At 42.8% G+C, this 20,874-nt stretch carries 17 protein-coding genes; 15 read left to right on the top strand and 2 right to left on the bottom strand.

The window, feature by feature from the left end:
* The first annotated feature begins 2 nt into the window (after positions 1 to 2).
* The 7 genes from SPSYN_RS09485 (at position 3) to SPSYN_RS09455 (ending at position 8,487) form a co-directional block, all read left to right on the top strand.
* Positions 3 to 1,154, top strand: coding sequence for a (Fe-S)-binding protein (locus SPSYN_RS09485; protein ID WP_161822192.1), 1,152 nt, complete (start codon positions 3 to 5; stop codon positions 1,152 to 1,154).
* A gap of 219 nt (positions 1,155 to 1,373) precedes the next feature.
* Entirely contained in the window at positions 1,374 to 1,598 is a 225-nt protein-coding gene (locus SPSYN_RS09480; RefSeq protein WP_243152984.1) for a formate dehydrogenase accessory sulfurtransferase FdhD, read from the top strand.
* 54 nt (positions 1,599 to 1,652) lie between these two features.
* Positions 1,653 to 4,748: a CoB--CoM heterodisulfide reductase iron-sulfur subunit A family protein gene (locus SPSYN_RS09475; protein ID WP_161822191.1), complete on the top strand. Its 3,096-nt coding sequence runs from the start codon at positions 1,653 to 1,655 to the stop codon at positions 4,746 to 4,748.
* Between the two features lie 193 nt (positions 4,749 to 4,941).
* Positions 4,942 to 5,634, top strand: a complete 693-nt coding sequence (locus SPSYN_RS09470; RefSeq protein WP_161822190.1) for a hydrogenase iron-sulfur subunit — start codon at positions 4,942 to 4,944, stop codon at positions 5,632 to 5,634.
* Positions 5,635 to 5,686: 52 nt separating this feature from the next.
* Positions 5,687 to 6,139 carry an NADH-quinone oxidoreductase subunit NuoE family protein gene (locus SPSYN_RS09465; protein ID WP_161822189.1) on the top strand — a complete coding sequence of 151 codons (453 nt, stop codon included), beginning with the start codon at positions 5,687 to 5,689 and terminating at the stop codon, positions 6,137 to 6,139.
* A gap of 9 nt (positions 6,140 to 6,148) precedes the next feature.
* Positions 6,149 to 7,834 (top strand): (2Fe-2S) ferredoxin domain-containing protein, encoded by a 1,686-nt coding sequence (locus SPSYN_RS09460; RefSeq protein WP_161822188.1) that lies wholly within the window; start codon positions 6,149 to 6,151, stop codon positions 7,832 to 7,834.
* Between the two features lie 32 nt (positions 7,835 to 7,866).
* Entirely contained in the window at positions 7,867 to 8,487 is a 621-nt protein-coding gene (locus SPSYN_RS09455) for a 2Fe-2S iron-sulfur cluster-binding protein (protein WP_161822187.1), read from the top strand.
* Between the two features lie 164 nt (positions 8,488 to 8,651).
* Here SPSYN_RS09455 and SPSYN_RS09450 read toward each other — a convergent pair whose 3' ends face one another.
* Together SPSYN_RS09450 and SPSYN_RS09445 are read right to left on the bottom strand one after the other, a co-directional pair.
* Positions 8,652 to 10,448 (bottom strand): sigma 54-interacting transcriptional regulator, encoded by a 1,797-nt coding sequence (locus tag SPSYN_RS09450; protein ID WP_243152983.1) that lies wholly within the window; start codon positions 10,446 to 10,448, stop codon positions 8,652 to 8,654.
* 226 nt (positions 10,449 to 10,674) lie between these two features.
* Positions 10,675 to 11,343, bottom strand: coding sequence for a response regulator transcription factor (locus SPSYN_RS09445; protein ID WP_161822186.1), 669 nt, complete (start codon positions 11,341 to 11,343; stop codon positions 10,675 to 10,677).
* Between the two features lie 1,095 nt (positions 11,344 to 12,438).
* Between SPSYN_RS09445 and SPSYN_RS09440 the strand changes: the two genes are divergently transcribed.
* From SPSYN_RS09440 to SPSYN_RS09405, 8 genes are all read left to right on the top strand, one after another.
* Positions 12,439 to 13,185, top strand: a complete 747-nt coding sequence (locus SPSYN_RS09440) for an SDR family NAD(P)-dependent oxidoreductase (RefSeq protein ID WP_161822185.1) — start codon at positions 12,439 to 12,441, stop codon at positions 13,183 to 13,185.
* 41 nt (positions 13,186 to 13,226) lie between these two features.
* A complete protein-coding gene (locus SPSYN_RS09435; RefSeq protein WP_161822184.1) occupies positions 13,227 to 14,384 on the top strand; it encodes a thiolase C-terminal domain-containing protein in 1,158 nt (385 codons plus the stop codon).
* Positions 14,385 to 14,389: 5 nt separating this feature from the next.
* Positions 14,390 to 14,800 carry a Zn-ribbon domain-containing OB-fold protein gene (locus SPSYN_RS09430; RefSeq protein WP_161822183.1) on the top strand — a complete coding sequence of 137 codons (411 nt, stop codon included), beginning with the start codon at positions 14,390 to 14,392 and terminating at the stop codon, positions 14,798 to 14,800.
* Between the two features lie 125 nt (positions 14,801 to 14,925).
* The gene (oah, locus tag SPSYN_RS09425; RefSeq protein WP_161822182.1) at positions 14,926 to 16,056 is read left to right on the top strand and encodes a 6-oxocyclohex-1-ene-1-carbonyl-CoA hydratase; all 1,131 of its coding nucleotides are present in this window, start codon (positions 14,926 to 14,928) and stop codon (positions 16,054 to 16,056) included.
* A gap of 142 nt (positions 16,057 to 16,198) precedes the next feature.
* Positions 16,199 to 16,963: an enoyl-CoA hydratase/isomerase family protein gene (locus SPSYN_RS09420; RefSeq protein WP_161822181.1), complete on the top strand. Its 765-nt coding sequence runs from the start codon at positions 16,199 to 16,201 to the stop codon at positions 16,961 to 16,963.
* 32 nt (positions 16,964 to 16,995) lie between these two features.
* Entirely contained in the window at positions 16,996 to 18,075 is a 1,080-nt protein-coding gene (gene had, locus SPSYN_RS09415; protein ID WP_161822180.1) for a 6-hydroxycyclohex-1-ene-1-carbonyl-CoA dehydrogenase, read from the top strand.
* A gap of 125 nt (positions 18,076 to 18,200) precedes the next feature.
* Complete coding sequence (locus SPSYN_RS09410; protein WP_243153001.1) at positions 18,201 to 19,988, top strand: adenine deaminase C-terminal domain-containing protein; 1,788 nt, start codon at positions 18,201 to 18,203, stop codon at positions 19,986 to 19,988.
* A 257-nt stretch (positions 19,989 to 20,245) separates the two neighbouring features.
* Positions 20,246 to 20,872 (top strand): NUDIX hydrolase, encoded by a 627-nt coding sequence (locus SPSYN_RS09405; RefSeq protein WP_161822178.1) that lies wholly within the window; start codon positions 20,246 to 20,248, stop codon positions 20,870 to 20,872.
* The last annotated feature ends 2 nt before the right edge of the window (positions 20,873 to 20,874 follow it).

The following is a 20,874-nucleotide window of genomic DNA, read 5'->3' as shown; positions in this document are numbered from 1 at the left end:
TCGTGCAGACTGAAACCCCCATCAAAGATATTATCTTAGAGATAAAAGAGTACGGCGGAGACCCAGTCAAGTATTGCTTTCAATGTGGCAAATGCGATTCTGTCTGCCCCTGGAACAGGGTAAGAAATTTCAGTATGCGCAAGCTAATCCGACAGGCTACCTTTGGCTTGACTGAAATTGAAAATGAAGAGATCTGGCGATGCACCACCTGCGGTAGATGCCAGGAAGTATGCCCCAGGGAAGTTAAACAGATCCAAGATATGATGGCCGTGCGCAGGATGGCTACGGGGTACGGCGTATTCCCCGAACATATCAAACCTGTGCGTGCAGTAACCGCCGGTCTAGGCGCAGAAGGTAACCCCTTTGGCGAACCGCGAGCCAATCGGGCCGACTGGGCTAAGGGCTTGAATGTGAAAACCTTCGAAGAAGGTATGGAAGCATTATATTTCCCCGGCTGCTACTTGTGCTATGATCCGCGGTTAAAGAAGGTTGCAGCCGCCACAGCGAAAGTACTCAATGCGGCAGGTGTGGATTATGGTATCCTGGGCGAAGAGGAGAACTGCTGCGGAGAAAGCATTCGTAAGACCGGTAACGAAGAAATGTTTAAAGAACTGGCCAAAGCCAACATTAAAAGTTGGATCGAGCACGGGGTAAAGAAAATAGTAGTATCTTCCCCCCACTGCTACCATACATTTAAGAACGAATATCCTGAGTTTAATGTAAACTTTGAGATAGTGCATATCTCCGAGTTTATCTGCCAACTAATTAAAGAAGGCAGGCTTCAGATTAATAAAGAATATGCGAAGAAAATTATCTATCATGATCCCTGTTACCTAGGTCGGCACAATCACATTTATGACGAGCCGCGTGACGTGTTAAAGAATATACCGGGACTAGAACTGGTTGAGTTTGAGGAAAATCGGGTAAACAGTCTCTGCTGCGGCATGGGAGGCGGCAGAATTTGGGTGGATACTCTCATGGCTGATCGATTCGTTAACCTAAGATTAGAACAAGCCGTTGCCCTTGGAGCCCAGGAGTTGGTTACCACCTGTCCGTACTGTGTCACTAACTTTGAGGATGCAAGAGTAAATATGAACTTTGATAACGCCATTGAGATTAAGGACCTTACCGAGGTTCTCGCGGAAGTTATCTAAGTGGGAAAGATATATTTGCGTAGGAGCAATCCTGTCTAGCGAAAGGTATTCATAAATCATGTAATTTCAGGGCGCTAGTTACCATCCTGTGTTCACCTAACAGATATGATTATTAAGTTTTAGAAGCTATATGGACATTGGTTACGTGGTGAGCATACGAGTGAGTGAGGAGGAGTTGCTGGCCGATGTGAGGTTGAACAGGTCATTAAAGTTGAACTATTGCTGATCATCGGTCGCATATCGTCCGAGATGCTGTGCAAAGCAGCAAAGATGTATGCCTTAGGTCCTGATCTGGTTGATGGTTCGCGGCATGGGCTGACGAAGAACGCCATTTTGGCTGCCCGTGATACGTGCATTGCCATGGTTGGACAGGTGCGCGGTGAACGCTTGGCGGTGTTACCCACCCGGAGCGGCTTGGCTGTTCAACAGATTAAGTTTGGCTGACCCGGCCAACCCCCGATAGTACGGGTAAATAAAAACTGATGAGGATTGATAGATATGGAAAAAGAAATTGAAAGCATTGGGGGAAAGCTTGTTAATTGTGCAGACAGTGATTTAGGGGATGTTATGATTGTCGGTGGAGGGATTAGTGGTATTCAGGGTGCTCTAGATCTTGCCACTGCAGGATTTAAAGTATACCTGGTAGACAAAGCACCAAGCATTGGCGGCCATATGGCCCAGTTGGACAAAACCTTTCCCACTAATGACTGCTCCATGTGTATTGAATCGCCTAAGTTTGTTGAATGTAACAGGCATCCCAATATAGAAATCATGACCTATACAGAAGTCAAAGAAGTAGAAGGGGAAGCAGGAGATTTCACCGTTACGCTAATTAAAAAGCCGAGGTATATTGATGAAACCATCTGTACTGGCTGTACCACATGTGTGGAATATTGCCCGGTAACTTACCCCGATAAGTTTAACCAAGATATATCGAATAACAAGGCTATTCATATTTATTTTGCTCAAGCAGTTCCCCTGGTGACTTATATTGATGAAAGCTGTCGCTACCTGAAGGACAAGACATGTACTGTGTGCCAGGGCGTATGTAAGAATGGAGCCATTAATTTTAATCAAGTACCTGAAAAAGTAGAAGTTAAAGTAGGTTCGATAATTCTAGCGCCGGGTTTTGAACCCTATGACCCCAAATTGCGCGAAGAATATCGATACGGTGAATTTGAAAATGTAGTTACCAGTTTGGATTATGAACGTTTATTATGTTCCACCGGGCCTTACGAAGGTGAAATCCTTCGTGCTACAGACAAAAAGCATCCTCATAAAATAGCTTGGATTCAATGCGTCGGTTCAAGACAGGTTATCCCCGGCGGTAACAGTTATTGCTCTGCAGTTTGCTGTACCTATGCCCAGAAGCATGTTATTTTGACTAAAGATCATGATGCAGATGCCGAATGTACGATATTCCATAATGATATTCGTTCCTATGGTAAAGATTTTGAGCGTTTCTACCAGAGGACAGAGAAGCTTCCCGGTGTTCGGTTTATTAGAGGTTATGCATCAATAATGAGAGAAGACCCGGTAACCAAGAATGTCACAATAAGATATGCTACTAACGATGAAGGTGTAAAAGAAGAAGAATTTGATATGGTAGTATTATCTGTTGGATTGACTCCACCTGCTGATGCTCAGAGCTTGGCCGATAAGTTCGGAATTGAGCTTAATGAGCATGGGTTCTGCAAAACAAATCCAGTAAATCCAATGGAAACCACTCGTCCGGGGATATTCATTAGTGGAGCCTTCCAGGGTCCTTTAGATATTCCCGAGTCGGTTGTGACTGCTTGCGGGGCAGGCTCCCAGTGTGGTGAAATGCTTAATTTCCGGAGAGGTGACTTGGCCAAAGCAAGAGAATATCCTATGGAAAGAGATGTTTCCCAAGAAGAGCCAAGAATTGGAGTCTTTGTATGCCATTGTGGGGCTAATATCGGAAGAATAGTAAATGTTCCTTCGGCAGTTGATTATGCCTTAACCTTACCTAACGTAGTGCACTCCGAAGACAACCTTTTTATATGTTCTACAGATGCGGCCAAGCATATAACTAATTCAATCATTGAAAAAGGTCTTAACCGCGTGGTAGTCGCGGCTTGTACCCCCAGAACACACGAGCCGCTATTTAGGGACACTCTTAGAGAAGCCGGAATTAATCAATATTACTTTGAATTTGCCAATATTAGAGAACATTGTTCCTGGGTACACTCGAAGGAGCAAGAATTGGCGACCCAAAAGGCTAAGGATTTAATCCGCATGGCGGTGGCGCGAGTTTCCCATTTAGAGCCACTGCAGGAATTTGATCTGCCTGTCAACAAGGCAGCGTTAGTAGTTGGTGGCGGCGTAGCTGGTATGACCAGTGCTCTTTCTATTGCCAAGCAGGGACACCATGTATACCTCTTAGAAAAGGAAAAAGTATTGGGCGGAATAGCTAGGAAATTGCATTATACCTTAGAAGGACTCGATGTTCAGGGCTATTTGAACGAGCTAATTCAAAAGATTTATATGAACCCCTATATCCATGTAAAGACTGATGCAAAAGTCATTGATGCGTCTGGCTATATAGGTAATTTTGTTACCAAAATTGAATCAAAAGGTATAGTTAGCGAAATTAAACATGGAGCTACGGTTATCGCTACCGGTGCCGAAGTATATAAACCAACTGAATATCTATATGGTGAAGATGATCGTGTAATGACTCATCTGGAGTTAGAAGAGCAAATTTCTAAAGAAGATGAAAAGCTGCTTAACTCCGAGAGTTTGGTTATGATTCAATGCGTAGGTTGCAGAAATGAAGATAGAAATTACTGCAGTCGGATATGCTGCAGCGAGTCAATCAAAAATGCACTTAAGCTTAAAGAAATAAACCCGGAGATGGATATTTACATTCTGTTCAGAGATATTAGAACCTATGGCTATAAAGAAGATTATTACCGAGAAGCGGCCGATAAGGATATCCGGTTCATCCGTTATGAGCCTGAAGATCTACCTGAAGTAGAAGATGGTGAAAATGATGACGGCAAGTCCGTATTGAAAGTTACTGTGACCGATCCTATTTTAGGTACAAAGCTTGAACTAGATGCTGATGCAGTGGTTCTGGCTGCTGCGGTTGTTCCCGCTGAAGACAGCAAAGATGTAGCCGCTTTATTTAAAGTATCTTTGAGTCCGGATGGTTTCTACTCGGAAGCCCACGTCAAATTAAGACCTGTAGATTTTGCTGCAGATGGTGTTTACTTGTGTGGGATAGCCCATTATCCCAAGCTTCTCTCTGAAACGATTAGCCAAGCATATGGCGCTGCCGGTCGTGTTTTAACACTTCTATCAAATGATACAGTCGTTGCTTCAGGTTCTGTTGCCAGTGTCAATGAGAGTATTTGTATTTCGTGTGGAGCATGTATTGCAGCCTGTGCGTATGGAGCTATATCATTTCATGAGACACCACATGGCAAGAAAGCCACGGTTAATTCTGTGCTCTGTAAAGGAGACGGTCTCTGTAACGCCAAGTGTCCAACAGGGGCTATTTCACTGAAACATTATACGTTTGAACAGGTATATAGCCAAATTGACGCAGCAACTGCAGACGCCCTGTAGTGTTGATATGTTGAAGTTATAAGGAAAGGGGACACACCTCCCATGGAGGTATGTCCCCAAAGGAAATGCTCCCAAAAAAAACGATGCTGAGATTACTAACTAAAGAGGTGGAATAAGAGTGGCTACAGGAACTGATTCTAAACCAAGAATTTTAGGTTTCGTATGCAACTGGTGAGCATACGGTGCTGCAGATTTGTCTGGAGTTTCCAGACAACAATATGCTACTTACATTAGGCTTATCCGTATGATGTGCTCCGGTCGTGTTGACATGTCCTTTATTTTCCGTGCTTTTGCAAATGGAAATGACGGTGTGTTTGTCGGCACTTGTCACCTTGGAGACTGTCATTATGTTACGCATGGAAATTATGATGCACTTAATATGGTGATGTTGAGTAAAAAAATACTTGCACACATTGGGCTAAATCCCGAGAGAATAAAATTAGAACATGTATCTGCCGGTGAAGGGCTGCGTTTTGCCGAAGCTATGAATGAATTCAGCCAAACGATGAGAAACTTAGGATTACTAGGGCAATCTGAGGGAATTAACCAAGACGCACTTAAGTTGAAACTTCAGGCAGTTACAGAATTAATCCCCTACATTAGAGTAGTACAAAATGAGAGACTGAAAGTGCGTTTTGAAACTGTAGAACAATATGAAGAATTCTATGCTAGTAAAGAGTTTGAAAAAATATTCAATGAATTAATTGGAGACAAACTAACCCTAGACCAAATTATTTCACTGCTGCGTGAAAAACCACTCGCCCCGGGTGAAATGGCGGTGAATTTAGGTATAACCTCGTCTGAAGTTTCAAGACAACTTAATAATTCAGCAATGCAAGGATTAGTCAAATACGAGGAAAGCCAAAAACGCTTTGCTCTCGTCTAAGGTGAAAGGAAGACGGCGGTCTAGGGGAAAGAAGGAGGTCAGAACAGTCGCTATGAATAACGATAAAATTGAGCAGATTTTAAACGAACACCAGGGCCAACCAGGTGCACTGATCAAAGTAATGATGGAGATACAGGAAGAGAATCATTGGCTTCCGAGAGAAGTATTAGTAAAGGTCAGTGAAAAATTAGAGGTGCCCTTAAGCCGGGTACTGCGCATAGCTACCATTTATAAAACATTTAGTTTGACTCCTAAAGGACGTTATCAAGTTAATATATGTACGGGCACTGCCTGTCAGGTTCGAGGTGCGCAGCAAGTTCTCGAAGAGGTGCAAAAAATAACTGGAATTAAACCCGGCGAAACGGACCCCGATATGAAGTTCAGCCTGGAAACCGTAAACTGCCAGGGTTGCTGTTCTTTAGGTCCGCTGGTAGAAATCGATGGAAAGACTCACGGTAAGACGGCGCCTGCCGAGATAGCAGAAGCGTTAAAAAAATATGAGTGAGGGAACGTTATGCCACGAATAAATTCAGCTGCGGAGTTGGAAGAACTCAGGAAAGGAATATTAGCACAAAAAGATCCTGATAAGCCTTGTATTTCCGTATGTGCGGGAATTGCCTGTCTTGGTTCAGGCAATGCTGAAGTGCTCAGCGCTTTTGAAGAAGAAATCAAAAAACAGTCGTTGGATGCAAAAGTTGATCTTATAGCAACCGGCTGTCATGGATTTTGTGAAAAAGGGCCGATCGTTGTTATCTATCCTGAGGAAATATGTTATTTGGAAGTAACACCGGAAGATGTACCGGAGATTATATCTCAGACTATACTAGGTAAGCAAGTGATTGACCGATTAATCTATACTGATTCCGACACCGGTACAAAAGCAGCACATCAATCTGAAATACCTTTCTACAAGAACCAGTCGAGATTGCTAATTGGTAATAGCCCGAAGATTAATCCCAAGAGTATTGAGGACTACTTGGCAGTGGGTGGTTATTCAGCGTTATCCAAAGCGCTTTTTGAAATGAGCCCCGAAGGTGTTCTCGATGAAATAAAGAAAGCCAATTTACGCGGCCGAGGCGGCGGTGGATTCCCTGCTGGTTCGAAGTGGGAAACCACCCGCAATGCTCAACCGGGAGTAGATAAGTATGTTATTGTCAACGCTCACGAAGGAGAGCCCGGTGCGTTTATGGACAGAGCTTTATTTACCGGGAACCCACATCTAATACTGGAAGGCTTGATTATCGGTGCATATGCCATTGGCTCTCACCAAGGCTTTATTTACACCCGTCATGATACTCCTGTGCTAAGGAAGAATCTTGATCTAGCACTCGCCCAGGCTAAAGAATACGGGTTTTTAGGTGACAATATTCTTGGTTCCGGCTTCAGCTTTAATGTTGATGTACATCTTGATGTAGGGATTTTCGTTTCAGGTGAATCCAGCGCATTAATGAAGTCCATTGAAGGGATGCCACCTGAACCAAGACCAAAATATATCCGTACTTCTGTAACTGGTATTTGGGATCGGCCCAGTAACCTGAACAACGTAGAAACTTGGGCCAACGTACCTCAGATAATTAGTAATGGGTATGAGTGGTACAGCAGTATCGGGACCGAGCGGAGCAAAGGAACAAAACTTATATCCCTATCAGGTAATATAGTAAACTCAGGAGTCGTAGAGGTTCCCATGGGTACTTCACTCAGAGAAATTGTCTTCGACTTTGGCGGTGGAATTCCAAACGGAAAGAAACTTAAAGCGATACATTTTGGAGGACCAATGGGAGGTACCATTCCCGAAAGTCTCATCGACACCCCTCTTGATTTTGATGAGCTGTCAAAACTAGGTGCTTCGTTGGGCGCTGGCGATATGCTGGTACTGGATGAAGATACATGTATGGTTGAAATGGCAAGGTTATTCCTTGACTTTTTAGCTGGTGAATCTTGCGGCAAATGTGTACCATGTCGTGAAGGCATGAGGCAAATGCTTAAGATTCTTACCAATATGACCCAAGGTGAAGGAAAAGAGGGAGATATCAAGCTTTTGGAGGAAATATCCGGGGTAGTTGGCGAAGCGGCTCTTTGTTCGTTAGGCAGGAGTATCCAAAAACCGTTAATTAGTATGTTGAAATACTTTAGAGATGAGTTTGAGGCTCATATAAACGAGAAGCGCTGCCCGGCTAATGCCTGCAAAGAGCTGAACTAGCGAGAACTATAACCTAAAGGGAGCAAAGAAATATGAGTGAAATTATTATGCAGATTGACGGAATAGAAGTTGCAGCAGAAGAAGGGATGACCGTTTTAGATGCTGCTCAAAAAGCTGGAATATCGATTCCGACACTGTGCTACCTCGAGACATTAGAGCCTTATGGTGCTTGCCGCCTTTGCACAGTGGAAGTAGAAGTGCGTGGTCGGACCAATCTCGTTGCTGCCTGCCTTTATCCAGTGGAAAAGGATTTGATCGTCAGAACCAGGACGGAAAAGGTAGATAAAATTCGTAAAATGATTTTGGAGCTACTGCTGGCTCATGCTCCAGTGGCCAGGGGTTTGAAGATGCAGGAATATGCAGAAGAATATGGAGCAGACAAAAACCGTTTTGAAAAAGAACCTTCATTTTGTATTCAATGTGGTCTATGTGTAAGATACTGTGCTGAGATTAAAAAGAAAAACGCTATTTGTTTTGTTAATAAGGGACCATCGCGTGAAATACAATTTATTCCTGAAATAGCTGCCAAGGAGTGTTGGAGCTGTACAGAATGTTTCCCGCTTTGCCCTACAGAGTATCTACAAGGAGTCTTTGTATTAACTAAAGCGCTGGCGTTTCCTTCAGCTCCAATGGGACCAACAGTGGAGGAATAAACAAGAGTTTATAATCTTGTAAGACAGAAATCTAATTACATTAATCAAGTGAAAGTAAAAAGTACTGGAGGTAGCATATTTTAATCCCTCCAGTACTTTTTTTATTGCTTTTTTAAAATCTGTAATACAGCAACAGTCTTATTTTTGTTATTACTTCGGCTAAATCAACTGTCTATATATGTGGTCCATAGCTGAACTGGTTTCATATCGTGCCGGGCTAGTTTTCGTACTACACTCGAATGTGCTATTCCAAGGGCCTGAGCTGCTTTTCTGGTGGTTTTGAACTTATCTAAAGCCAACTGCAGGAGAGCCCTTTCTAGTTTTTCCTGAGCATCTTTAAGAGGAAGCAAACCATTCACAACTACTGGTTCCAGCGTTAGCTTTTGGTTTCGATTAAGATGCTCTGCCACTAACTGACTAGAAATTATATTGCCTTCACATAATATAACCAGACGTTCAATAACATTTTTCAACTCTCTAACATTACCAGGCCACTGGTATGCTTCTAATAGAGATAAAGCCTCAGGATCAAAGCACTTATTAACATGATATTTCTCTTGAAAACAGTTTAAATAGTTCATCACTAAGGGAATAATATCGTCTTGGCGCTGCCGTAGGGGCGGTACATTTATCGGAACTACGTTGAGACGGTAAAAAAGGTCCTCGCGAAAAGTTCCCTGCTTTACACAGTCCCATAAATCTTTATTTGTTGCAGCGATTACCCGGGCATTAAGCTTTATGGTGGTGGTGCCGCCTACACGAAAAGTTTCCTGCTCCTGCAATACGCGAAGCAATTTCACCTGAAGGTTTATTGGCATTTCTGCAATTTCATCGAGCATTATAGAGCCGTTGTTAGCCAGTTCAAAAAGACCGGCTTTACCCTGTCTACGGGCTCCGGTAAAAGCTCCTTCCTCGTAACCAAAAAGCTCAGCCTCTAAGAGATTTTCCGGTATGGCACCACAATTAATTTGAATAAAGTTGCCTTTTGCTCTCTCGCTGGCATGGTGAATTATCCTGGCAACAATTTCTTTCCCTGCTCCAGATTCGCCAGTAAGCAATATGGTAGTGTCTGTCCGGGCTACCCTTTCTGACATGTTTAAAACTTTAATCATTTCCGGGCTGGCAGCAACAATTTTATCCTGACGTAATTTTTCTTTTAATATATTGGATAATTCAATATGCCCACGTTTAGTTCGTACCTGTGACATCTTACATTTATCTTTAAGCTGACTCAGCTCAGTAAGATCTCGTAAATTTGCGATCACGCCGGCCATACTGCCGTCGCTGTTAAATACTGGACTAGCTGTGACTATTAAATCCTTTTTAGTTGGATTGATATATTGAAGGCCAGTTACAGTATGGCCTTCCTGCAGACATTTACCAGTTAACGACTCGTACTTGAAAATACCTTGGTTAAACAAATCATTGATGTACTTACCAATAAAACTGCACTTATTCAAACCAGTCAGCCGGGTATGAGCCTTATTTACTTTAATAACCTGTCCATGAGTATCTGCAATCATAATTCCGTCAAAAGACGAGTCAATAAAGGTTTCTAGTTGATTATATTGATGACGTAAACATTCAAGTTCTGATATTACTTGATCGGAATCCGAAATATTCTGGAATATAGCCACAGCTCCTGTAATTTTATTTCTCATATACAAAGGCGTGTAATGAACAATTATGCTACGACCATTTATATTAATTGGTGTACTAAATTCAGGTTGGCCAGTCTCAATAACCCGGGATATGGAACTATTGCATGTATCAATAACTTCTCGTAATGGCTTGCCGATAAGATCCTGTGGATTTCTTCCTAGCAATTGTCCGGTAGCATTATTACAATTTATAACTGTTTTAGTTGTGTCAATGGCAAGTATACCATTTTGTGTGCAATCCATAATGGCTTCTGTATGCTTAATGAATTGCTCGGTAATAATAGCGTTTGGTATATTCACCTGTTTCCACCTTATTTCTGTTGAATTTTTAATTGCGCTGGCGGAATATAAAATTAATCAAGAACTAAATTCTATAGCTAGAAACTTCTTTGCCATTGATTATAAAAATATCTAAACATACCTTGCAATTAACGGTTGCGAATATTATAATAATTATGTCGTATTTAAGAAAATAATGCAATAATATGTTGATTAAAGCTCATCACAAAAGTCTTCCTCTAGATTACTATTGGATGTGGGAGTTAAAATACTTAATCCCGTGATTAATAGCTTGAGATCTATTTTTGACAGACATTTTTCGGAAGATGTTACGCAGGTGAGTTTTTATTGTGTCGACTGCTAGATGGGTTGTTGCTGAAATTTCTTTATTAGTCATACCCATAGTTAAGTGGTAAAGTATCTCTTTTTCCCGGGGAGTAAAATCTAATTTTGGCGGGGCATCCTCTTCTGTTTCCTCGGCTAAATTGGATAGCTTAATATAGTCATTTACTATGGTATTAAATACAGTAGGATCGATTATTGTTTCTCCCCTATGTGCCCGTCGTATGGATTCGATTAATTTTTCTTTTGTGACGTTTTTTAATATGTAACCAACAGCTCCGACCTGAAGAGCTTGACGCATAAATTCCGCATCTTCAAAAACAGTTAGGAAGATAATCTTAACTTGTGGTAAGTTTTTTAATATCTGCTTTGCAGCGTCTATACCATTAGTGCCTTTCATTTTGATATCCATAAGGATAATATCGGGCTGCATTTGGGGAGCATGTATATTTGCCTCATCTCCGCTTTCGCATGCACCGACAATGTTTATATCATCACATGTTGCCAACATGGTAGCTAGGCCTTCCCTAATCATTGGGTGATCGTCTACGATCATAATCCTAATCTGGGACACTATGCGTTTCCTCCTTTTTCACGAGATCTGCAGGTGTTTTGCACACTGTTAGTTGCGTGCTTTATTATAGCTTTTCTTTGGGTGAAAAATTTCACGTTTTAAAATAAAAATTACTTTGGTTATATTAATTAACCATATAAACTGTAACATCACTCTATGGGTGATTTTTATTATTATATTTTTACAAACTTCTATAATATAGATTTTAATTCTTGTTGGTAACTCTGTCAATATTCAAATAGCCTAAAAAGGTTAATCCCTGTTTCACCCTTATTAGTAATTCTTGAGGCGGTGTAGTACAAAATTATATCACCTTATAGCTATAAATAAGCTTTAAGGTGATATAATAAGCAAAAATTGTGTGAGCTAAGGATATATTTGAGAATATGGGTTAGTATAAGAATAAGCTTCAATTAGGGCTTGGATCAAATTGTAACGGGTGTATTATATGAAATCGATCTGGGTGATTGCCTTTGCGGTAGGTATAGGTGAGCAACGGCTAGAAATGACCATGACAGACAAATCTCCTGTAGATTAGACATAATAAAGTCGGGCAGGGTATGCATGCGGCTAATGCTATTGGGATTACCCAAATGGGATTAACACTAGTTTCACCCGCAAGTAACCTTGTATCCATGCTTTTAAGTGATTTTGGAAAATTCCTAATTGCCTTATAGTATATTTATGGACAAACACTATAGGTATGTCGGTAAATAGAAACTAGGTGCCGGTAAGGACGCAAGTATTTTTAAAGACAAAAAACAACTGTCTGCTATTTTTGCATAACTGATGTAGCTATGTGCAAAGCACATATCCTTATATTTTAGACTACACCGGTAATGTTAAAATAAAATTCTTTAACTTATTGCCCATCTAGGTTAATCTTGAAACCGACATTTGGAGTAACTGGATTTGTACATGAACTTGTGAATTGAATATCTTGGACATAATTCAATGGCATATTCATGCTGTCCAGTCTCTTGTGTTCATTAGGAAAAAAAATTGCGGCAGGCTTTTTTGCAGTTTGTTTTCCCACCGGTTCAGTTAGGTGGAGTGTCGCATATTCCAATTCTAAAAGGGGGGGATGTATTAGAAATGAGACTGCAGGGGAAAGTTGCCATAGTTACAGGTGCACGCCAGGGGATAGGAGAAGGAGTGGCGCTGGGCCTGGCCAAGGAAGGTGCAGCGGTGGTTGTTGTTAGCCGCAGCATTAACGAGGACAGCGAGATCTGTCAGAATCTTAGGGACGCTGGTGCTCAGTATCTAGCATTAGCTGTTGATGTAGGAGATCGTGACCAGGTGCAAAAGATGGTAGATGATACCATTGCCAAATTCGGTAAGGTAGATTTTCTCTTCAACAACGCAGGGGTCAGCATACCCGCAATGTTATGGAAAATGACTCCACAGCAATGGGACGATGTAATTAGGATTAATCTTACAGGTACGTTTAACTGTATACAGGCTGTAGCCAAGCCAATGATGGAGCAGAAGAGCGGTTCAATACTTAACATTACCTCTTCCGCAGGTCTGATTGGCACCATCGGTCAGGTAAACTACACTGCCTCCAAGGGCGGTGTTACTGCGTTGACTAAATCCTGTGCTAAAGAACTGGCGAAGTTTAATATCAGGGTCAATGTAATAGCACCCATGGTGATAACACCAATGACTAGAAAAATTTCAACTGATCCTAAGTTAGCTCCTAAATATTTAGAACGCATACCGCTGGGTAGGTTCTGTGAACCTGAAGAGGTTGCCCCGACGGTAGTATTCTTTGCATCCGATGACTCAGCTTATATAACCGGCCAGACCCTCTGTATAGACGGCGGCATGGTTATGATATAATTTGCCAACCGAAAAAGTTTCTATCTCGGGGAGGTTCATATATGTCCAAAGATGTAGCCATTATTGGCGTTGGCCAAAGTACATTTGTTAGGGAATATCCGGGTTCGATCAGAGAGCTGGCTTTTGATGCGTGGAAAGAAGCCGCACAAGACGCAGGCATAACTGCTAAGGATATTAGTGCCTCGGTTATTTGCTCAGCTCCGGAATACGATTTACAGCGTAGTCCCGCTGGGGTAATTGCCGAGTACCTCGGATTTGTTCCCGCACCGACATTTGCCATCGAATCAGTGTGTTCATCCAGCACTTCTGGTCTGAGAGTAGCCTATAGTATGGTCAAATCTGGTTTACATGATATCGTTGCCGTTGTCGGTTTTCAAAAAATGTCGGAAATTACCTCAGCTGATTCTCAAGAGAGAATGGGCCGTGGCTCCGACATTCAGTGGGAATCACCATTTGGCACCATGATGCCCGCTTATTACGCCATGCACGCTGCAGCTCATTTTAAACAGTATGGCAGTACCGAAAAAGACCTGGCCATGATCAGGGCTAAATCCACCACATACGGTGCGATCAACGACAGAGCCGTATATCGTAAAGTGCTTTCCGTAGATGAATGTTTGAATGCCCCGGTTGTGACCAGCCCGCTGAAAAAGTTTGACTGCTGTGCCAATGCCGACGGTTCTTCTTGTGTAATCGTTGCTAGTGCGGACAGAGCTAAAGAATTATGCAAAAAACCTGTTTGGTTTATGGGATTGGGTTCAGGCTCAGCCAGCGTAACGCTAACTGGCCGTGGCAATTGTTACGGCTTAACAGCCGCTATGAAGGCTGCTCAAGATGCGTATGCTATGGCTGGTATTAAGCCCCAGGATGTTAAGGTAGCGGAAGTACATGACTGCTTCACAATAGCTGAATTGTTGGCTTATGAGGCTCTTGGGTTCGCCGAACCCGGTAAAGGTGTGGAAATTGTCCGCGAAGGACAGAATCTAATTGACGGCAAAATTCCTGTGAACGTTGATGGCGGTTTGCTATCCAAGGGTCATCCGATCGGTGCTACCGGTGGTTCGCAGGTACGTACCATTGTACTGCAACTCCGTGATGAAGCCGGTCCCATGCAGGTTCCGGGACAACCTGAAATCGGGTTAATTCATAATGTTGGCGGCGTAGGGCTTTACGCTAACGTAACCATTCTGGGGAGGTAGAAAATATGAGTTTTAAAAAATTCGGACGTAAAAGTTTTGCTTCCCAGACCAAGGTCGATGCTTTTGTTGATTACCTTGAAAAGGGCGAAGTAAGAGGCACACAATGCAAATCCTGTGGGGCAAAGTTCTTTCCTCCCCGGGCAGATTGTGACCAATGCCTGAGTAACGATATGGATTGGTTCCCAATCGATGGTGTGGGTACTTTGGTAACCTTTACCAGACAAGGTTTTGCACCTACCGGTTTTGAGAAGGACGTACCTTATACCACTGGTATGGCCGCATTTGACGGCGTACAGGTTTTTGGCCGGCTTGATGGCAGTATCCCGGAAGAAGAAGTAGAAATTGGCATGAAAGTGGCCGTTAGAACCATACAATACGATGACGGTCAGTTGTCATACGAATTCATTAAAGCATAACAACGTTTTTACTACCTTAAATGAGGGGGTGGTAAAAGCTGGCATGACTAATACCAGCACAATGTTGGAATAATGCTTACTAAAGGAAGATCTCTTAAAAAAATTATTTAATAGGAGGATGACTAATGGATCTGAATAAATGGCCCCGCCAAACCGATGTAAAGAATCATGAGCTTTTTGGTGATGAACATTTTGGTACCGAAGCACCTTGCGTAATTTATGAAAAAAGACCTATTAAAAATCCTAAAACTGGTGAAGAGGTTCCTGGCCTTTACACAGCGTGGGTTATTCTGAACAACCCTTCACAGTATGGTTCCTACACCACTGAAATGGTTAAGGGCGTTATCGCTGGTGCTGCTAAGGCTTCTGCGGACAGGTCCGTTGCGGCTATGATCTTCACCTCTGTTGGCGACAAAGCGTTCTGTACTGGTGGTAACACTGTAGAGTATGCTGAATACTACAGCAGCAACCCCAGTGAATATATGCAGTACATGGACCTGTTCAACGGAATGGTTGATGGTCTGCTAGATTGCAAAAAACCGGTTATCTGCCGCGTAAACGGCATGCGTGTAGCCGGTGGTCAAGAAATCGGTATGGCTTGCGACATCGCTATTGCTTCCGACTTGGCCGTATTTGGTCAAGCTGGTCCCAGACATGGCTCCGCACCGGTTGGCGGCAGCACAGACTTCCTCCACTGGAATATGAGCATGGAGAATGCTATGTGGAATTGTATCTCCTGCGAAGTATGGAGCGCCTACAAGATGGTTTGGAAGGGCTTAATCACCAAGGCTGTTCCCGTACTTAAAGTGAATGGCGAGTTTATCCGCAACCCACAGGTAATCACCGACAAATTCGTTGACAATGGCGAAATTGTTTACGGTGAAAACGTAACCGGCGAAGCTGCAGCCAAGGCTAAAGAGATTATCAAGAGTGCTGAGGTTGACTTCTCCATGCTGGATGGCGAAGTTGAAAAACTAATTTGGACTCTGACAAATCTGTTCCCCAACTGCTTGCAGATGTCCATTGATATGATGAGACAGAAGAAAAAATTCTTCTGGGATATGAACAAACTGGCATACCGTCATTGGCTCGGCACCAATATGAGCAGTGAAGCTTACCTTGGCTTCAACGCTTTCTCTACCAAGAAATTGACCGGTAAAGACACCATTGACTTTATTAAGTATCGTCAGCTGCTTGCTGAAGCACATCCGTTTGATCAAGAGCTGATCGATGCAGTTATGGCTCCACGTAAATAATTCCATAGCTTCGAGCGGAAGCTTTATATCTGCTAAAATAATATAGGTGGAGAGGCGGGGCTTAGCCTCTCCGCCTGTTATTATCTTAGGCAGCCATTATTTAACAGCGCAGATGGTCTGTTATTAGACTTGGGGGTATAGTATGAGTTACAAATTTATAAAAACAAATAACGCAGATGGATTAATTACAATAACTCTGGATAACCCGCCACTTAACGTATTAACTATTCCCATGATGGAGGAATTGGCCGACGCTTTTGTGTGGGCAAAAGGGCAAACTGGAAATATAATTCTGTTGGATGCAGCTGGGAAAGCTTTTTCAGCCGGTGTAGATGTTGCTGATCATACACCCGATAAAGTTGATAGAATGATTGAAGTTTTTGATAGTATTTTTCATAATATGTATGACAATGATAAGCCTATTGTGTGCGCCGTTAATGGTGCGGCTTTGGGTGGCGGCTATGAATTAGTGCTTTTTGCCGACATGGTTGTTGCTTCGGAAAAAGCTAAGCTGGGGCAGCCGGAAATTCAGGTTGGCGTTTTTCCACCCCTGGCTTCCTATATGCTCCCCAGATTAACGTCTATGCCGCACGCATATGAATTGATATTGAGCGGCGAAGTTATTGATGCTGCCAGGGCTGATAAGCTTGGATTGGTGAACGCTGTTTTACCTGCTGATAACTTTGCTGAAGGTGTAAAGGAATTTTGTAAAAAGTTCATGTCTCTGAGTCCTGTAGTATTGGCGTATACCAAAAAGGCCATGAAGGCAGGATTGAATAAGGGCTTTATTGAAGGACTTAAAGCCATAGATGATATTTACCTGAATGAATTAATGCCTACCGCTGATGCGAAGGAAGGCTTAAATGCCTTTATGGAAAAACGTAAACCGGTATGGCAGGGTAAATAAAATATTTTAAAATTTTAGGGAGGTTTTCGTAAATGGCAGTACCGACCATGATAAATACCTGGCAAATGGTAGAACCTGGTAAACTTGAAAAGACCCAGATCCCTGTGCCGGAATTGGCTGATGGCGAAGTATTGGTTGAAGTAGCTGGCTGTGGCGTGTGCCATACTGACGTAGGCTATTTTTATGATGGCGTACCTACAGTGCAAAAACCACCGTTGACACTTGGTCACGAAATAAGTGGCGTAGTTGTTAAGGCCGGTAAAGATTTTGAAAATCTGGTTGGCAAAGAAGTTATTATTCCTGCTGTTATGCCCTGTAATAATTGTGATATTTGTGCTTCTGGCCGCGGCAATCGTTGTTTAAAACAAAAAATGCCTGGTAACAGCCTGGGTATCTATGGCGGTTTTTCCAGTCATATTCCCGTACCAGCCGCTGATCTCACCGTAGTGGAGGATCGTGGTGATTTTGAATTAAAAATGTTGTCAGTAGTCGCTGATGCAGTTACTTCTCCTTATCAGGCAGCTATGAAGGCTGAAGTAAAAGAAGGAGATCTGTGCATCGTTACCGGTGCTACCGGTGGTATCGGTGTTTACATGACACAGATTTGTTCAGTGCTGGGGGCTAAAGAAGTTATAGCCATTGCCAGAAACCAAGAGAAATTAGATCGTTCTCTTAATTTTGGTGCCACCAAGGCGATTAGCACTCAGGACAAGACCAATAAAGAGGTTGTTGCTGAATTTAAGGCTTATTGTAAAGAAAAGAAATTACCTACTGCCGGTTGGAAGATCTTTGAGTGCACAGGCAGCAAAGCTGGTCAGGAAATTGCTCTGGATATGCTCTCCTTTGTTGGCCGGATGATGGTAGTTGGCTATGGCATGCAGAAGGTTGACTACATGCTCTCCAAGTTAATGGCTTTCGATGCTGAAATTATGGGGACATGGGGTTGCCTGCCCAAGTATTATAAGGATGTTATGGATTATGTCTTGGCTGGCAAAATCCAGGTTAAGCCGTTTGTAGAATATCGTCCCATGAGTCAAATTTTACAGGCGTTTGAAGATGCACATTCGGGCAAGCTGACACAGAGAATTGTGTTAGTACCGGACTTTGAATAAGCATTGGCTTAATTCATTGGCTGTGTAAAATTTTAGATTAGAGCAGACCCCCGGTATAAATTATAACGGGGGTCTGTTTCTTCTCGCTTGTTTATCAATAATATATTTAGGAAATCAGGTGCTTGATGATGAGTTCTCAGGGTGGTTTCTATAACCTGGACATAAAAGAGTATCAGGAATTAATTCAAGTGCCCCTGGGCAAAGTTTACGCCGATAAAATTATTACTAATGCCAATTTAATAAATGTTTATACAGGTAAAATACAGACTGGAATAAATGTAGCGATTAAGAACAGTAGAATTGCCTACGTGGGTACATCAAGTAACATGGTGGGTGAGGCAACAGAAGTTATAGATGCCACGGGTCTGTATTTGGCACCGGGCTATATTGGCCCTCACGAGCACACCGATTTTGGCGCTAACCCTATAGCTTTGACCAATGAGATACTGCCTCATGGCACAACGACCATTTTAACGGATACTACGTCAATAACCGGAGCATTAAGAGCTAAAGGTGTTCAAGGTATGATGGATATGACTGAGCACCTGCCGTTGAAATTCTTTTATTGTATCTGTGCAGCAAATCCAATTCTCCCCAACATCGAAGGCGAAGAATGCTTAACCATGGAGGAGTTCATCAGTTTTCTCAATCACCCCAGGGCAATTGCCGTGAGTGAGATTGTGGCCTGGGTCAGGGCTCTTGATCTTGATGAAACGCTATTAAGTAAGCTTGCTTATGCACGCGGTATAAATAAGCGCATTGAGGGCCACGGTGCAGGTTGTTCACCGGATACACTTAATGCCTTGGTTAACGTTGGTATAACTTCTTGCCATGAGTCGATTAGTGCTGAAGATATACATCATCGAGTTAGTCTTGGTGTACACGCTATGTTTAGACACGGGTCTATTCTCAGCGATATGGAAAAGCTATCTAAGGTTATTACCCTGGATCCGGAGTTTGATACCAGATGGTTGATGATGACACCGGACTGGTTTAGCCCGCGTGATATTTTAACCAAGGGCTATATGAAATATCTAGTTGAAGATGCCATTAAGTACGGCATACCCCCGGTAACGGCCATACAAATGGCTACTATAAACGCCGCCCAGTACATGGGGGTTGACCAAATAATTGGAGGGATCGGGCCTTCGCGATTTGCCGATATATTATTTTTAGAAAGCCCGATATTACCGGATCCGGTAAAAGTGATGGTGAATGGTGAGATAGTAGCTGAGAATGGAAAACTGCTCCAAGAACTACCTTTAAACTTACCCAAGCTGTCTATTGAAAACTGGCGCCCTGGTCGGGTTCCTACTTTTGCAGTTACCCCGGAGCATTTTGCTGTAAAGGCTACCGCAGCGGATGGGGAAAATGTGAAAGTGCCGGTGGTTAAAATCATTAACCGTACCATTACCAAATTGGACTATGCCAATTTACCGGTAAAGTCCGGACAGATTATGACTGAGGGCGAAGATATACTTAAAATTAGCATGGTGCACATAAGCAGAAATAGGCTTGTCTCTGCCTTTATGAAAGGTTACGGGGCATCAATCGGAGCTTTGGCCAGCAGTACCTCACATGACCACCACGCACCATTTGTAATCGGTAATAATGATGCCGATATGGCCCTGGCCTTTAACCGGTTGTTGGAAATAGGCGGTGGGCTTGTTCTGGTGGATGGTGGTGTCATCAGAGCTGAATGCCCCATGGTGATTGGCGGCATTATGTCAGATCAAGACGTGGGCAGTTTGGATAGAGCGCAAAGGGTAATTGAGGATTACCTTATAGAGCGGGGCGCCCACTCAGGGCCATTGATCACGATGGATTTCATGGCCCACACCGGAGTTCCCTTTATCAGAATGACACCCTCGGGACTTTACGATGTGCGCAGTAAAAAGATATTATTTTCATGATAATTTAAGGAAAGTCATTTTGGCTCAAGGAAAGGGTGTGCATACTGGCTTGCACACCCTTTTGTCATAATTTCATGGGTAGCTAAATCTTACTATGAAGGGGTCGGTAAAAATTAAAAAGTCACCATAAAATTAGGGCAAGTTGTCTGATTTAAAGCAGTATATTGAGTGTTTGAGCAGCTATTGACAATAAAAAATAAATCAGTAAAGTTAAATGTGTACATAAAATTAAGCATGGTGCATCAGGAGAATAGTTGATGACCGAAGACAAAATAAGAAAAAAATTAATGAGCAATAAACCGGATCTAATGATTAAGGACCATTACCTGGTATCGGAGGTATTGCTGCCGCTGGTTCAGGGTGCCAGCGGTTTAGAGCTGCTGTTTGAGGTGCGCTCTATGAACCTGAGTAGGCAGCCTGGTGAAATTTGTTTTCCTGGCGGGCATGTGGAGGAAATCGAGTCTAGCCGGCCGGGCTCTGCTGCTCTGCGGGAGGCTTCGGAGGAACTAGGACTCTCATTTGAAGATATAGTGCCTATTGGCTCGCTGGACAGGTTAATTACTCCTTTCGGGGTACTAGTACATCCCTTCGTGGGACGGATATTGTCACCGGAGCATATTGAGCCCAACCGGTCTGAAGTGGATAAAATTTTTACGGTGCCCCTATCTTTTCTGCAGGCAAATCCTCCGCAAGTAAGCAGCTTAGAAGTAGCAACCCGCTACAGCCCTGATTTTCCCATCGACCGGGTTCCGGAAAAATACAGGGGGGGATGGACTAAGCGCTGGTCATTACCTGCTTACATTTATGAATATCAAAACTATTTTATTTGGGGCATGACTGCCTTAATACTCCATAACTTTTTAAGTATTATTACCAAAGAATAGTT

The sequence above is a fragment of the Sporotomaculum syntrophicum genome, assembly GCF_009932395.1.
Taxonomy (GTDB): Bacteria; Bacillota; Desulfotomaculia; order Desulfotomaculales; family Desulfallaceae; genus Sporotomaculum; species Sporotomaculum syntrophicum.
Note: the sequence above shows the minus strand (reverse complement) of the source record. Positions and strands in the feature narration are given on the sequence as shown.

What these genes read in the sequence shown, in the direction of transcription:
- SPSYN_RS09475 (WP_161822191.1), top strand. Translation starts at nt 1,653, where the DNA reads ATGGAAAAAGAAATTGAAAGCATTGGGGGAAAGCTTGTTAATTGTGCA.
- SPSYN_RS09465 (WP_161822189.1), top strand. Translation starts at nt 5,687, where the DNA reads ATGAATAACGATAAAATTGAGCAGATTTTAAACGAACACCAGGGCCAA.
- SPSYN_RS09460 (WP_161822188.1), top strand. Translation starts at nt 6,149, where the DNA reads ATGCCACGAATAAATTCAGCTGCGGAGTTGGAAGAACTCAGGAAAGGA.
- SPSYN_RS09455 (WP_161822187.1), top strand. Translation starts at nt 7,867, where the DNA reads ATGAGTGAAATTATTATGCAGATTGACGGAATAGAAGTTGCAGCAGAA.
- SPSYN_RS09440 (WP_161822185.1), top strand. Translation starts at nt 12,439, where the DNA reads ATGAGACTGCAGGGGAAAGTTGCCATAGTTACAGGTGCACGCCAGGGG.
- SPSYN_RS09435 (WP_161822184.1), top strand. Translation starts at nt 13,227, where the DNA reads ATGTCCAAAGATGTAGCCATTATTGGCGTTGGCCAAAGTACATTTGTT.
- SPSYN_RS09430 (WP_161822183.1), top strand. Translation starts at nt 14,390, where the DNA reads ATGAGTTTTAAAAAATTCGGACGTAAAAGTTTTGCTTCCCAGACCAAG.
- oah (WP_161822182.1), top strand. Translation starts at nt 14,926, where the DNA reads ATGGATCTGAATAAATGGCCCCGCCAAACCGATGTAAAGAATCATGAG.
- SPSYN_RS09420 (WP_161822181.1), top strand. Translation starts at nt 16,199, where the DNA reads ATGAGTTACAAATTTATAAAAACAAATAACGCAGATGGATTAATTACA.
- had (WP_161822180.1), top strand. Translation starts at nt 16,996, where the DNA reads ATGGCAGTACCGACCATGATAAATACCTGGCAAATGGTAGAACCTGGT.
- SPSYN_RS09410 (WP_243153001.1), top strand. Translation starts at nt 18,201, where the DNA reads ATGATGAGTTCTCAGGGTGGTTTCTATAACCTGGACATAAAAGAGTAT.
- SPSYN_RS09405 (WP_161822178.1), top strand. Translation starts at nt 20,246, where the DNA reads ATGACCGAAGACAAAATAAGAAAAAAATTAATGAGCAATAAACCGGAT.